13 protein-coding genes and 1 pseudogene are annotated in these 10,758 nt (G+C 60.9%); 6 read left to right on the top strand and 8 right to left on the bottom strand.

Annotated features, from left to right (window positions below; translation table 11 throughout):
- Positions 1 to 225 (top strand): tyrosine-type recombinase/integrase (locus tag AWB82_RS35490; RefSeq protein WP_200818284.1); only part of this gene is annotated, 225 nt, incomplete at its 5' end.
- A 507-nt stretch (positions 226 to 732) separates the two neighbouring features.
- Here AWB82_RS35490 and AWB82_RS35480 read toward each other — a convergent pair.
- The 3 genes from AWB82_RS35480 to AWB82_RS35470 form a co-directional block, all read right to left on the bottom strand.
- Positions 733 to 1,887, bottom strand: a complete 1,155-nt coding sequence (locus AWB82_RS35480) for a PDDEXK nuclease domain-containing protein (protein ID WP_200818283.1) — start codon at positions 1,885 to 1,887, stop codon at positions 733 to 735.
- Between the two features lie 457 nt (positions 1,888 to 2,344).
- Positions 2,345 to 3,235 (bottom strand): hypothetical protein, encoded by an 891-nt coding sequence (locus tag AWB82_RS35475; RefSeq protein ID WP_235023585.1) that lies wholly within the window; start codon positions 3,233 to 3,235, stop codon positions 2,345 to 2,347.
- A 150-nt stretch (positions 3,236 to 3,385) separates the two neighbouring features.
- Positions 3,386 to 3,829: an SET domain-containing protein gene (locus tag AWB82_RS35470; protein WP_086973927.1), complete on the bottom strand. Its 444-nt coding sequence runs from the start codon at positions 3,827 to 3,829 to the stop codon at positions 3,386 to 3,388.
- A gap of 74 nt (positions 3,830 to 3,903) precedes the next feature.
- Here AWB82_RS35470 and AWB82_RS35465 point away from each other — a divergent pair, with 74 nt between their 5' ends.
- Positions 3,904 to 4,125 carry a hypothetical protein gene (locus tag AWB82_RS35465; protein ID WP_235023584.1) on the top strand — a complete coding sequence of 74 codons (222 nt, stop codon included), beginning with the start codon at positions 3,904 to 3,906 and terminating at the stop codon, positions 4,123 to 4,125.
- 83 nt (positions 4,126 to 4,208) lie between these two features.
- On the opposite strand, the gene AWB82_RS35460 is transcribed toward AWB82_RS35465, so the two are convergent.
- The 3 genes from AWB82_RS35460 to AWB82_RS35450 form a co-directional block, all read right to left on the bottom strand.
- Positions 4,209 to 4,487 carry an HU family DNA-binding protein gene (locus AWB82_RS35460; protein WP_086973925.1) on the bottom strand — a complete coding sequence of 93 codons (279 nt, stop codon included), beginning with the start codon at positions 4,485 to 4,487 and terminating at the stop codon, positions 4,209 to 4,211.
- Positions 4,488 to 4,557: 70 nt separating this feature from the next.
- The gene (locus AWB82_RS35455; protein ID WP_086973924.1) at positions 4,558 to 4,833 is read right to left on the bottom strand and encodes a hypothetical protein; all 276 of its coding nucleotides are present in this window, start codon (positions 4,831 to 4,833) and stop codon (positions 4,558 to 4,560) included.
- Between the two features lie 87 nt (positions 4,834 to 4,920).
- A complete protein-coding gene (locus AWB82_RS35450; RefSeq protein WP_086973923.1) occupies positions 4,921 to 5,913 on the bottom strand; it encodes a DNA-binding protein in 993 nt (330 codons plus the stop codon).
- On the opposite strand from AWB82_RS35450, the gene tnpA reads away from it, so the two are divergent.
- Together tnpA and tnpB (AWB82_RS35440) are read left to right on the top strand one after the other, a co-directional pair.
- Positions 5,912 to 6,331 (top strand): IS66-like element accessory protein TnpA, encoded by a 420-nt coding sequence (gene tnpA / locus AWB82_RS39305; protein WP_086973922.1) that lies wholly within the window; start codon positions 5,912 to 5,914, stop codon positions 6,329 to 6,331. The two genes, AWB82_RS35450 and tnpA, sit on opposite strands and share 2 nt — an antisense overlap.
- Positions 6,319 to 6,495, top strand: coding sequence for an IS66 family insertion sequence element accessory protein TnpB (gene tnpB, locus AWB82_RS35440; RefSeq protein WP_407643083.1), 177 nt, complete (start codon positions 6,319 to 6,321; stop codon positions 6,493 to 6,495). The genes tnpA and tnpB (AWB82_RS35440) overlap by 13 nt, the downstream gene beginning before the upstream one ends.
- Before the next feature lie 12 nt (positions 6,496 to 6,507).
- Here tnpB (AWB82_RS35440) and AWB82_RS35435 read toward each other — a convergent pair whose 3' ends face one another.
- Both AWB82_RS35435 and AWB82_RS37470 read right to left on the bottom strand, forming a co-directional pair.
- Complete coding sequence (locus AWB82_RS35435) at positions 6,508 to 8,601, bottom strand: recombinase family protein (RefSeq protein ID WP_086973921.1); 2,094 nt, start codon at positions 8,599 to 8,601, stop codon at positions 6,508 to 6,510.
- Positions 8,579 to 8,776, bottom strand: coding sequence for a hypothetical protein (locus AWB82_RS37470; RefSeq protein ID WP_143756976.1), 198 nt, complete (start codon positions 8,774 to 8,776; stop codon positions 8,579 to 8,581). Before AWB82_RS37470 ends, AWB82_RS35435 begins: the two co-directional genes overlap by 23 nt.
- Before the next feature lie 300 nt (positions 8,777 to 9,076).
- Between AWB82_RS37470 and tnpB (AWB82_RS35430) the strand changes: the two genes are divergently transcribed.
- Complete coding sequence (gene tnpB, locus AWB82_RS35430) at positions 9,077 to 9,292, top strand: IS66 family insertion sequence element accessory protein TnpB (protein ID WP_200818282.1); 216 nt, start codon at positions 9,077 to 9,079, stop codon at positions 9,290 to 9,292.
- 30 nt (positions 9,293 to 9,322) lie between these two features.
- Positions 9,323 to 10,693, top strand: a pseudogene (gene tnpC / locus AWB82_RS35425) (IS66 family transposase); the annotation flags it as partial.
- Positions 10,694 to 10,758: the final 65 nt, after the last annotated feature.

Genomic DNA, 10,758 nt, shown 5'->3' with positions numbered 1-10,758 from the left:
AGAGATAGGCGACACACCACGGCCATGCACCTGCTACAGGCTGGCGTCGACATCAGCGTAATCGCGTTGTGGCTCGGACATGAGAGCCCTGTCACGACGCACCATTACGTCGAAGCCGATCTGAACATGAAGGAACGTGCGCTTGCAAGGCTTCAAGAACCCGGAAGTAAAGTCCCCCGCTATCGGGCACCTGACTCGCTGCTCAACTTCCTGAAGGCGCTGTGATTATGCAAAGACCGGAATTCCTGCTTGCCGCTTTCCATCAGATCTCGGGGCGAGTTCCGGCCTGCTACTTTCCATAATCAACGACTTGGCATAATCGGCCTTATGGAAAGCTTCGCATAAGGCCGATACCCTTCTCTTTTCTTCTTTTCTAGCGCCGGGCGGCTTCCATGCGTGTGTGCAACGCTCGCCCCACCAGCGAATTCGCATTGCTAATCAGGCTTCGCACACAGTCGTCCACCGCGGCCATCGGCACGCGACCGGCGAGCGCCGCGGCAACGAGGGCATCTAGGCATTGACGACGTCAATTACCGGGATTTCGTAGCCGTAGCCGGCTTCCATCAATGCAGCGCGGACAGGGCACACTCCATCGCAAACTGCGCCTGCGTCGCCTCGTAATCTCGCGCCGCGCGGATGAGCGTTTTCGGATCGGTGGCGCCAGGCCGACCAAGAGACCAACGACTAATGCGTTGGGAGCAGCGAGCAGATGACAACTCTGCTATCGGTCTGTCAGTCCGGAGAGCGATCGCCTCCGTCGAGCAAAATGGGATGTTGCGCTTCCCATTCCCTACGGGTTTTCGCCAACTCCTCCGCGAGCAATTTTTCGTCGGGAAGCACTGTGTGGTACTCGGCGGCAAGCACCTTGTTGGGCAGGCCGTCGAGCGCATAGCGTGCGATCGCTTCGTTGGTTCTTGCACAAAGGATCAAGCCGACTGGCGGGTTTTCGCCCGGCAGTGTCCAGTGTTCCTTCGCGTAATTACAGTACATGTGCATCTGCCCGACATCCGCATGATTCAGCTCGGTCAGTTTGAGATCGATGATTACGAGACAGCGCAGTCGTCGATGGAAGAAGAGCAGATCTACACGAAACCAACTGTCTCCGATGCGCAATCGCCGCTGCCGCCCTACGAACGTGAAGTCGCCGCCCAGCTCAAGCAAGAAGTCCTCGAGCCGGTGGATGAGGGCGTCTTCAAGGTCGCTTTCCGAATACTCGTCCTTCAAGTCAAGGAACTCGAGAACGTAAGGGTCTTTGATCGCTTCTTCGGGCTTCATCGTGTCGCCCGGAGCTGCGACAGCGCCCTTGGCGAGCATTGCGCGCTTATCGTTGGACATCAACGTGCGGGTGTAAAACTGACTGCCGATCTGGCGTTCGAGTTGTCTCACGCTCCATCCACCACGCAGCGCTTCGCCTTCGTAGAACGACCGCTCTTCCGGCGATCGCGTCCGTCGCATTAGTCGCACGTAATGCGTCCAGGACAATGGAAAACGTTCAGCCAACTGCTGGAGCGAGAATTTCCGAACCGGTGATTCGGATTTTGTTCGCGAGGCGCGGGTCGCAGATTTCCGAATCACCGATTCGGTAATCTCGCTCGGCGGATAGCTCTGGTAGAAGAGGCGCATCAGTTCCAGATTGTCAGCGCCAAAGCCCCTTCCAAACTGCTTCGTCAGATCCGCTGACAGGCGTTGCAAGAGCGCCTGCCCATACTCAGCTCGCCCCTGCCCGCCCTGCTCCGATTCGACAATCCGACGGCCGACCAACCAATAGGTCGCAGTCATCAGTGCATTGATGCTCCGCGCTGCGGCACCCCGGCCGTCTTCCAGGAGCGCGACCACATCGCTGAGCGTGTCCCTGTAGGCGCCTTCAGGCACGAGCACATCGGTCATCTTTTTTGTTTCCACGCGTCTCTTTGGAGGGGGAGCGAGCCAAACGGTCGTCAATGTTGAGTGTGCACAAAGCTGGCAAGCATACGCGATGAACGACCGTCGCACACCTCACGCCTCTTTCTCGCCACACTTCGCCGGACGCGGCCATCCCGTACACCCGAGTCTCTCTAATTTTCTACCGCTATTTATTGCCTATCCTCGCGGACCTCGAACCGTTCGCTGGTTGGCACCGGTTCAAGTCCGTTCCCATGTGTGCGGCTGACCTCGTATTTTACGCGCAGCGCCCGCTGTCCGCGCCGCGCGGGTGATGGTCGCTCGGCAGGCGGAAAAAGGCGGTTCGTCGGAGGCGCTTCGAGATCCAGCCGAAGGGAGCACGGTACGAATTCAGCGAACTCGCCTGTTACGAAGGCCGCTGGCTCGCAAGTGAAGGTCATGCCGGTGAAGCGAGCGGCTCCGGTCATCGATGCTGCACTTTCCGTGTTGCCATGTATGCGTCAAACAGGCCAGTATGCAGCCGACTCAGTTCTTCGCGTAAGCTCACCAATTCGTGCTGGTCACCTTCATGTTCGCGACGCAAAATCTCCCCAAGCAAGGCCGTGGCACGCGACGCAGGTAGCTCTCGCTGCACGCGCGCCTCCCCCAGCCGACCCGCGAGCGCTGGCTTGACGACCAGTAGCCAGGCCGGAAACCAAACATAGTCCTCGATTTCGCCTGTGCCGGGAAACTCAGCATCGAAGCGCCGACGCAGCACATCCAGCAAAGCGTCCCGAAGCCTGGCAATCAATGCGGCGAATCGTGACGGTGCCAGCCATGCCAATTCTGCGAATAGCGGCCACGCCGCATCGAGACCGGCCCCTCGATAGCGCGCTTCGGTCATCCAGGCGAGTGGCGACGGGATGCGCCACCACGATTCGATCGTGTTGACGGCGTCAGTGGCTGCCGCCCAGTCCCCTGCGCGGAGCCGTAGCGGCGCGGCGTGACTTTCGGTGTGGCTCCTGCAAAAGACCAGCGGTGCAGCGCGCTCGGCGAGCGAGCGCCAGCACGGTGTCGACCATGCATGAGCGTCCTGTGCGGGCATCACCCGTTGAGCGGCAGGCATCACCTCCACCTCAAGGCGTCGCCGGACCGCCGCCAGCTCCGCGTGGTCGGTCAGTGAATGGCCTGAACCGCTCTCGAGCTCGCAAACAAGCACCGTCATCGCAGGCAGCGCGCTGTCTTCAGGGTATTCGCTGGCGAGCTGCGTCAGTGAGGCGCGCGCGCCCCCCGCATGGCGACGCTGTAATTGCTCCACGACGTCGTTGCGCAGTACCACGTCGCGGCTGTCGGCAAATATATCGAGCTGTTGCATGCTTTGCTGCATCGTCGTCGCGCTCAGGAATGTCGTCGATGAAGAGCGATCAGGCTAATTCATTTCAATGCGTCGGGAAAGCAGTTGCCGTTCCGTTTCGATGGTCATTTCCATGGATCACCGCGTGCCAGGTGCGCCTCACGACAAGTACTACCGACGCGCATCCAGCATCGTGCCGCGACAGCGGCGAGCGCCGCACCGACATGCGTAAAGGCGCTTGAGCGCCGCCGTTCGGCGCCCTTCGACATCAAGCGCGTAGTCGATGAAGACCTCCGCGCCCTCTTCAATCGTGCGTGTTGCCCGGATGAAGACCCGGTCGCCTTCCTGTTCGGCTTCACAGTTGGGCGCGCAACTGTGATTAATCCAACGCGCGGAGTTACCGCCTTGTGCGCCATCGATCATGCGTCCGTCGTCGAGCCCGAAGAAGAAGGTATGTCCGTCTTCCGCGGTGGACCGCGCATACCGGCGCTGTGCCTCTTTCGCCGAGATGATCTCGCCTTTGTACTCGAGGATTACATCACCGACGGAGATAGTCGCCGCGGCGAACACACCACGACCGTGAATGGGCGAGTGACGGACGGCAATGCGGCGCATGGTTGACTCTCGAGCGTGAGAAGGAACGAAAAAATCTGCGTTGGTGTGAGGACAGGCGATAATCGCATCATCGCATGTCAGCCTGTCAGGAAATGTCCGCTCTGCCTCGTCGCACGACACTTAAACGCAAGCCGGCGCGCGGCACCCTGGTGCGCTATGAAGGCCGGATCGCGGAAGTTCTGGGCGAAGCCCGCGGGCAACGCGTCATGATTCGCTCCATTCACCCGGACGGACAGGAGCGCCGCACCGCGGTGAAGTGGGTGAACCTCATACCGCTCGAGACTCAGCTTTTCTGACTAGGTCGGGACCCGTCGAACGAGTGATGCGACGGCAAACTTCCCGCCTGCGGCCGTCGCGCGCCACCCGGTCGTTGCTGCGCTCACGCCTGATTGACGGCGTCTTTGAAGCCTTTCCCGGCGGTGAACTTTACCGTCTTGGCCGCGGCGATATCAATGGCCTCACCGGTCTGCGGATTGCGCCCGGTCCGCGCAGCGCGTTCGCCGGTCCCGAACGATCCAAAGCCGATCAGCTGAACGGTGTCTCCTGCGGCCACCGTTTTCGAAATCGTATCAAATACCGCATTGATTGCATCTTCAGCGGCGATCTTGCTCGTACCGGACGCCGACGCCACAGTGTCAATCAGTTCCTGCTTGTTCATTGAATCCCTTCCTCTCAAAAAAAAGAACGCGATCTTACCGAACCGCTACGAGAACGCGGAACCGCGGCTGCTATGAGGCAGCATCGACCGCATCCAGGTCGAACAGATCCGAGGTCGTGCTGTGTGTGGACAGCAGCTCGGGCAAATCGCCCTTTCGAACCTTGGCCAGGGTGTCCGGCGACAGCCAGATTTCTTCCATCGCGTCGAGGCCTTCCTCGATCATCCGCTGCAAGAAGAAGGATTGCTTGCGCCCCGTGGCCTCGGCCAGCACGCGCAACCGCTGTTCGATGACGGGGTCGATGCGCACCGCCACGACCCGCAACTTGTTCTCTGCTGATCTTCTCATCCGTTTGCTCCTTTAGACCGTCGGCGCGACAGACGCACCGGCCGGCCGTGACCTGCTCGCCACTCTCTGGCGCCATCCGGTCATTATCTACGTGTGAGCTTTCGCTCTCGACGTTTTGCCAACGGCTGCCTTTCGGGCCGCTCGCCTGACTGCCGGACCGGAGTCTGCCGCGGGCATGCGCCGCGTCGGGGCGCGCGTCGTTCCGCGCAGCGTCTTCAACTGCTCCTGAAGTGACTTGTGCGCCGCTTCAATCGCGGCGAGCTTGCCTTGCAGCACGCCGGCCTGATGGCGGGCATCGCCCTGTTGCGCCTGCAGCGCCTCGACAGTGCGACGATGCTCGGCGTCTCGCTTGTCGGCGCGTTTGGTCGCCTCGGCCAGTTCTTTCTGAGCCCTGGCCACCGCGCTGCGTTCGCGATCGATCTCCAGCAGTGCCCGCTTTTCCGATGCGCGTAAGCGCTCCTCGGCACGGCCGGCGGTCTCACGGAGCTTATCCAAATCACGCGAGAAGGTGTGGCGCACCGTCTCGAGTTCTCGCTCCCGCACGAGCGCCTCTTCGCCGAGACGCTTGATCTGCGCCTCAAGCGCTTTACGCGTGGCGGCCTCCTCGGCCTGCCGCCGCTCCAGCTCCCGGATCTCGACCTGGGCCGCCAGCAGTGCTGTCGTACGCTGCTCCAGCGCCGTCTCGGTCCGACCCAACTCCTCGCGCGCCGCGACCACTTTCTGTTCCGCCTCGGCACGCTGCGCTTCAACTTCGTCGCGCAGGGACATCAGTTCGGCCTGTGCAGACGTCGTCGCCCGTGTCCACAGCGTCCCGATCAGCTCGCCTGCGGCGTCGCTCAGATCCGTCGGCAGATCCGGATGCTCGATACGCACCCGGCTTTTCTCGCGCAGTTCCGCCCAGAATTCACTTAGCACCGACGCCGGCGTGCTCATGGTGCCGCGGCGCACGAGGTTGTAGAGGCGATTGGCGGTCGGCGCGACGCCGAAGCGAAAGGTAAGCGGCTCGGCACAACCGTATCCCAGTGCTGAATATTTCGACGCATGATGGGCGCGTTCAGCTTGACGGAGACAGTCAGCCATGTCGAACGCAGCGGGCCGTACGCATCCCCATCGCACGTATGCGCAAGAATTCAAGCAGCAGGTGATCAGGGAGACATTGGAACCCGGCATGTCGGTGTCGATAGTTGCGCGACGGCACGACATCAACGCCAATGTGGTGTTCGCATGGCGCAAGCAATACCGTGAAGGCAAGCTGATCATACCTGCACTCGAAGCTGGGCCGAGCGTGCCCAGCACGAAGCTGCTGAGCGTCGACGTGATCGACTTGGCATTGGTACCGCGGCCGCCTGAGCCGGCAGTGGCGTCGCAAGCGCCGAGCGGCGTACCAATGCCGGCGCCCGTGTGTGAAATCGAGGTGGAGATCGGCAAACGGCGTGTGAGGATTCGCGGCCTGTCTGCCGAGCGCGCTGAAGCGTTCCTGCAGGAATGCCTGAAGTGATCGCGCTGCCGGCAGGTACGCGCGTTTGGCTTGTGGCTGGCGTGACAGATATGCGCTGTGGCTTCCAGGGGCTGGCCGCGAAAGTGCAGACAGCGCTCGAAGAGAATCCGCTGGGTGGCAACGTATTCATCTTCCGCGGCCGCCGGGGGAGTCTCGTGACATAGTGCATCCTTTAGTTAGAAGCCTGGCAATTTGAGTGACTTCTCTGCTTCCTGTCGAGTCTTGAAGTGAGGCGGCCGCCGTTCCTTGATGGCTCGTACACCCTCCTTAACGGTTTCGGAATCGAGCGCGGCAACAGGAACCTGCCAGGGCGCCGAGGGCATGAGTTGAGTCGCAGGCAGTATTCCCTCGCGTATTAGGCGGTGAATCGAGCTCCCGTAGATTCCCAATCGTCGTGAGGCTTCTTCCACGCTGATCGTTTCCGCGTGTGACGCGGTGGGATCGAATGGCGCAATGCCCAGCCGTTCACGCATTTCGATAACACGAACCGTGGTCCAGGTCTTGCCGTCTGGTGATTTGCATCGCATGCGGTTCATGGTCACCGCAAGCTCCCTGTCGGGCCACTGCCCGCCAAGCTTGCGCATAACTTCAACAGCACTGAAGTGTTGACCAGATGGATATCGACCAACATTCACGCGTGCGACGCGCAGCTCCGTGTGCCGACCACCGGTCCAGTGAACCGTGGCTACTGCTTCATTCGTGTTGTCGTCTAAATCAATCACGACTTCCTGAATGAGAATACGGGTCAGCCGCTGCTTTGTTCGCATATCGGTGCCCGGCGCATTCCACGTCGCCGGGAGATCGCGCGCGAGCGTCATCAACTGCATCTGGTCGATCGCAGGCCGGCTCGCAACTTCGCGGTCCAGAAGCGCTGCGCGCTCTTCGAGGTGAGCGACATGCTCAAGGGCCGCATTCCAGCGCGCTTCAAGCTCGCGTGCAACCAATCGTTTCGTCGGATCGACAACCTCATACCGGCGTGCGGCAAGAGAGGCATCGTAGCGCGATTCCTCGAGCTCGCAGGCTAACGCGCGACGCGCATCGTCGCCTGCGCGCGATGTTTGCTGCGCAGCGCGAATGGCTGCTTCGACCGCATGCTCCGAAACCGCATCGAGAATTGCGGCCGCCACCGCTTTGTCGATCCGTATTCCACCGATTCCTATACAGCGAAATGCTCCGACATGTGCTTCATCGCCACGGCAGTAATAACGATGCGCGTGGCCGGCTCTCATGCCGTAGTTGACTCGCATCATTCGACCGCACCTGCCACATCGCGCCAAGCCAGTCAGCAATGCCCGCCCGCCGCGAGCAGATCGACGGGAAGCCCGCTTCTTCATGTGCGTGTTCTCGGCAATCATCCTTTGATGCTCCTCGAACTGATCCCACGTGATGTACCCTGGGTGATGGTCTCGCAACAGGACGCTCCAGTCCTTCATCGGCTTGGAGTGGCCTTCGGTCTTACGAGCCCGTCCGTCGACGACGGCGGTGCGTTGGGTCGTCCGTCCAAACACATACGCCCCAGCATAAACCGGATGTTCCAGGATCTGCACGACCGTGTGATATGCAGGTCGGCTCCATTCGATCCTGATGCCGGCGGGGCCGTGTCGTGTGACGGGCAGCTTGACTTCTGACTGTATGGCCCATAGCAGCACCTGACGAGCACTTCCGAGTTCGCGAAACTTACGGAAGAGCACCCGGATGGACTCGGCAACCCGTTGGTCTGGATCGATCTCGATCTGCCCAAGCTCGTTCCAGCAGTAGCCCGGAGGTAGCGCGAAGCGTAATTCGCCACGCCGAGCCTTGGAATCACGGGCAGCGATGCCGCGCTGCCGTAGCAGACTGAGTTCGTACTCCGACATAGTGCCTTTTAGTCCAAGCAGGAGCCGATCGTTAACCAGTCTGGGATCGTAAATGCCGTCGTGATCAACTACGACCGTGCCGACCAGTGCGCAAAGGTCAATAAGATGGTGCCAATCGCGACCATTGCGCGCGAGTCGTGAAGCCTCGAGGCAGAACACGGCACCGACGGATCCGGCACACACTGACGCGACTAGCTTCTGGAATCCGGGACGCTCGATATTGCCGGACCCTGAGCGTCCAAGATCATCGTCGATCGTGGTTACCGAAGCAAAGCCCATGGTCCGTGCAGATTCGGCGAGCGCGTACTGACGATTCTGGCTCTCCGTGTGTTCCACTACCTGACTCATGGTTGACTGCCGGACGTAGACTATCGCACCACGGCATAGATGCTCAGCGGTGATCTTCTGGCTCATCGCGTTCCCCCGGGTCGTTTGTGTTCATCGGTTTGCCCAGCGCTTCCAGCAGAAGTGCTGCGAGTGCTTCGATCACTTCCTCCCGTCGATTCCCCACGATGCCTGCGTTGAAGGTTGGATCCCGGTCCAGTTCCAGCGGAAGCTGGACGCCGGGTTCTCTTTGCAGTGGTCTCATCGGAATGGCCCTCCGTTGACAGAGGTTTCAATGATCCTCCTGTGGCGGATTGGCGCTTTCGATCATTCAGGATTCGGCACAGTAAGGCCAGCGCTTCGGCGCTCACTTGCGGCTCGCCGAGCGACATTGCCGCGCATATCGACGCATCGAGCATCCAAGCTGGTAATTCCCGGGAGATGTGTTGCGGAACGTCGAGGTGAACCATCTGATTCCCCCGGCGCCCAGTACGGCGGACTAGTCTGTATTCCTGGCCACAGGCGGGGTGCCAGCGGTATGCGATCACAACGATTTGTGATCGGTATGTTGAATGTCGTGCGGCTTGGCGATCTCGTGAAGGTGCTTTGGGCTACTGAGGACGGACTCTGGCTTCTCGCGACACGCTTGGAGCGAGGGCGTTTCATCTGGCCACAGGCCGATGGCGGCAAGATCCATCTGACGAGTGCACAGTTGTCGATGTTGCTCGAGGGCATCGACTGGCGACAGCGACGACGCACCGCCGCACTCTCGATGTTGTAAACCACGAGGAAGGCTCGCAAACTGCGACGCATGTCCGATCAAGCGCCGCTTCCCGATACCGTCGCCGAGCTCCGTGCCATGGTGCTCGCGCAACACGCATCGCTGCTTGAGCACCAGGCATCGATTGCGAAGATGGCGGAGGAACTCGCCGCGCGAGATGACGAGATCGAGCGCCTGAAAGCGCAGATCGACAAGCTCAGGCGGATGCACTTCGGGCGCAAGTCCGAACAACTCGCGAAGCAGATCGACAAGCTCGAGGCGCAGCTGGAGGACCTGACGGCCGGCCGGGGTGTTGCCGAGGCGCGTAACCAGCGCGACAGGACACCAAATGCGCCGGCCAGCAAATCGCCTTCGCGAGAGCCGCTCCCGCCGCACCTGCCGCGCGAGGAGATCGTACTCGAGCCGGATCCGCTCTGCCCCAGGTGCGCGACGACCATGCAGCCGCTGGGCGAGGACGTCTCCGAACAGCTCGCGCGCGTAGCCGCGGCATTCAAGGTGATCCGCACGATCCGGCGCAAATTGCTTTGCCCCGGCTGTGGCTATATCGAACAACTGCCGATGCCGGGCCTGCCGATCGAGCGCAGCATCGCGCATCCAAGCCTGCTGGCCGATATCGCGGTATCGAAGTTCGCGGATCACCAACCCCTGTATCGCCAGTCGGAGATCGCGGCCCGCGACGGCGTGACGCTTGATCGCGCCAGCATGGGCCGCTGGGTGGGCCAGATCGTCGAACTCTGCATGGTGCTGGTCGAGGCGATCCAGCGCTACGTGCTGGCTGCCGGCAAGCTCCATGGCGACGACACGACGGTTCCCGTCCTTACACCGGGCAACCAGAAGACGACAACCGGCCGATTCTGGGTCTATGTGCGCGACGATCGACGCTCGGGCTCGACGGAGCCTGCGGCAGTCTGGTTCACGTACTCGTCGGACCGCAAGGGTGTTCATCCGCAAACGCACCTCGCCAACTTCAAGGGAATCCTGCAGGCGGATGCCTACGCCGGCTTCGATCAGCTGTACGTAAGCGGCGACGTCTTCGAAGCGGCATGCTGGGATCACGCGAGGAGGTACATATACGACGTTCACGAGCGTACGCCGACTCCGGATACCCAGAAACTGCTCGAGATGATCGGAGAGCTTTACAGCATCGAAGCCGACATTCGCGGCAAACCTCCCGATGAGCGGTTGCGTGTGCGGCAGGAGAAGAGCAAGCCTCTGCTCAACACGTTCGAATCGACGATCAGGGCCAAGCTTGCGACGCTGTCGAAGAAGTCTACGCTCACGGGCGCGATCAACTACTCGCTGAACCACTGGGCGGCGCTCACGTTCTACTGCGAGGACGGACGCGCCGAGATAAGCAATGTACTCGCAGAAAATGCCCTGCGTTGTGTAGCAATGGGGCGTTCATTGTGCACCTCCTTCTGAAACCTCGATAAACATTGGGATCTGTCCTTCGACGTCGTTGCGAC

This window comes from Caballeronia glebae (assembly GCF_001545035.1).
Classification (GTDB): Bacteria; Pseudomonadota; Gammaproteobacteria; order Burkholderiales; family Burkholderiaceae; genus Caballeronia; species Caballeronia glebae.
Note: the sequence above shows the minus strand (reverse complement) of the source record. Positions and strands in the feature narration are given on the sequence as shown.

What these genes read in the sequence shown, in the direction of transcription:
- AWB82_RS35480 (WP_200818283.1), bottom strand. Translation starts at nt 1,887, where the DNA reads ATGACCGATGTGCTCGTGCCTGAAGGCGCCTACAGGGACACGCTCAGC.
- AWB82_RS35475 (WP_235023585.1), bottom strand. Translation starts at nt 3,235, where the DNA reads ATGCAACAGCTCGATATATTTGCCGACAGCCGCGACGTGGTACTGCGC.
- AWB82_RS35470 (WP_086973927.1), bottom strand. Translation starts at nt 3,829, where the DNA reads ATGCGCCGCATTGCCGTCCGTCACTCGCCCATTCACGGTCGTGGTGTG.
- AWB82_RS35465 (WP_235023584.1), top strand. Translation starts at nt 3,904, where the DNA reads ATGTCAGCCTGTCAGGAAATGTCCGCTCTGCCTCGTCGCACGACACTT.
- AWB82_RS35460 (WP_086973925.1), bottom strand. Translation starts at nt 4,487, where the DNA reads ATGAACAAGCAGGAACTGATTGACACTGTGGCGTCGGCGTCCGGTACG.
- AWB82_RS35455 (WP_086973924.1), bottom strand. Translation starts at nt 4,833, where the DNA reads ATGAGAAGATCAGCAGAGAACAAGTTGCGGGTCGTGGCGGTGCGCATC.
- tnpA (WP_086973922.1), top strand. Translation starts at nt 5,912, where the DNA reads ATGTCGAACGCAGCGGGCCGTACGCATCCCCATCGCACGTATGCGCAA.
- AWB82_RS35450 (WP_086973923.1), bottom strand. Translation starts at nt 5,913, where the DNA reads ATGGCTGACTGTCTCCGTCAAGCTGAACGCGCCCATCATGCGTCGAAA.
- tnpB (WP_407643083.1), top strand. Translation starts at nt 6,319, where the DNA reads ATGCCTGAAGTGATCGCGCTGCCGGCAGGTACGCGCGTTTGGCTTGTG.
- AWB82_RS35435 (WP_086973921.1), bottom strand. Translation starts at nt 8,601, where the DNA reads ATGAGCCAGAAGATCACCGCTGAGCATCTATGCCGTGGTGCGATAGTC.
- AWB82_RS37470 (WP_143756976.1), bottom strand. Translation starts at nt 8,776, where the DNA reads ATGAGACCACTGCAAAGAGAACCCGGCGTCCAGCTTCCGCTGGAACTG.
- tnpB (WP_200818282.1), top strand. Translation starts at nt 9,077, where the DNA reads ATGTTGAATGTCGTGCGGCTTGGCGATCTCGTGAAGGTGCTTTGGGCT.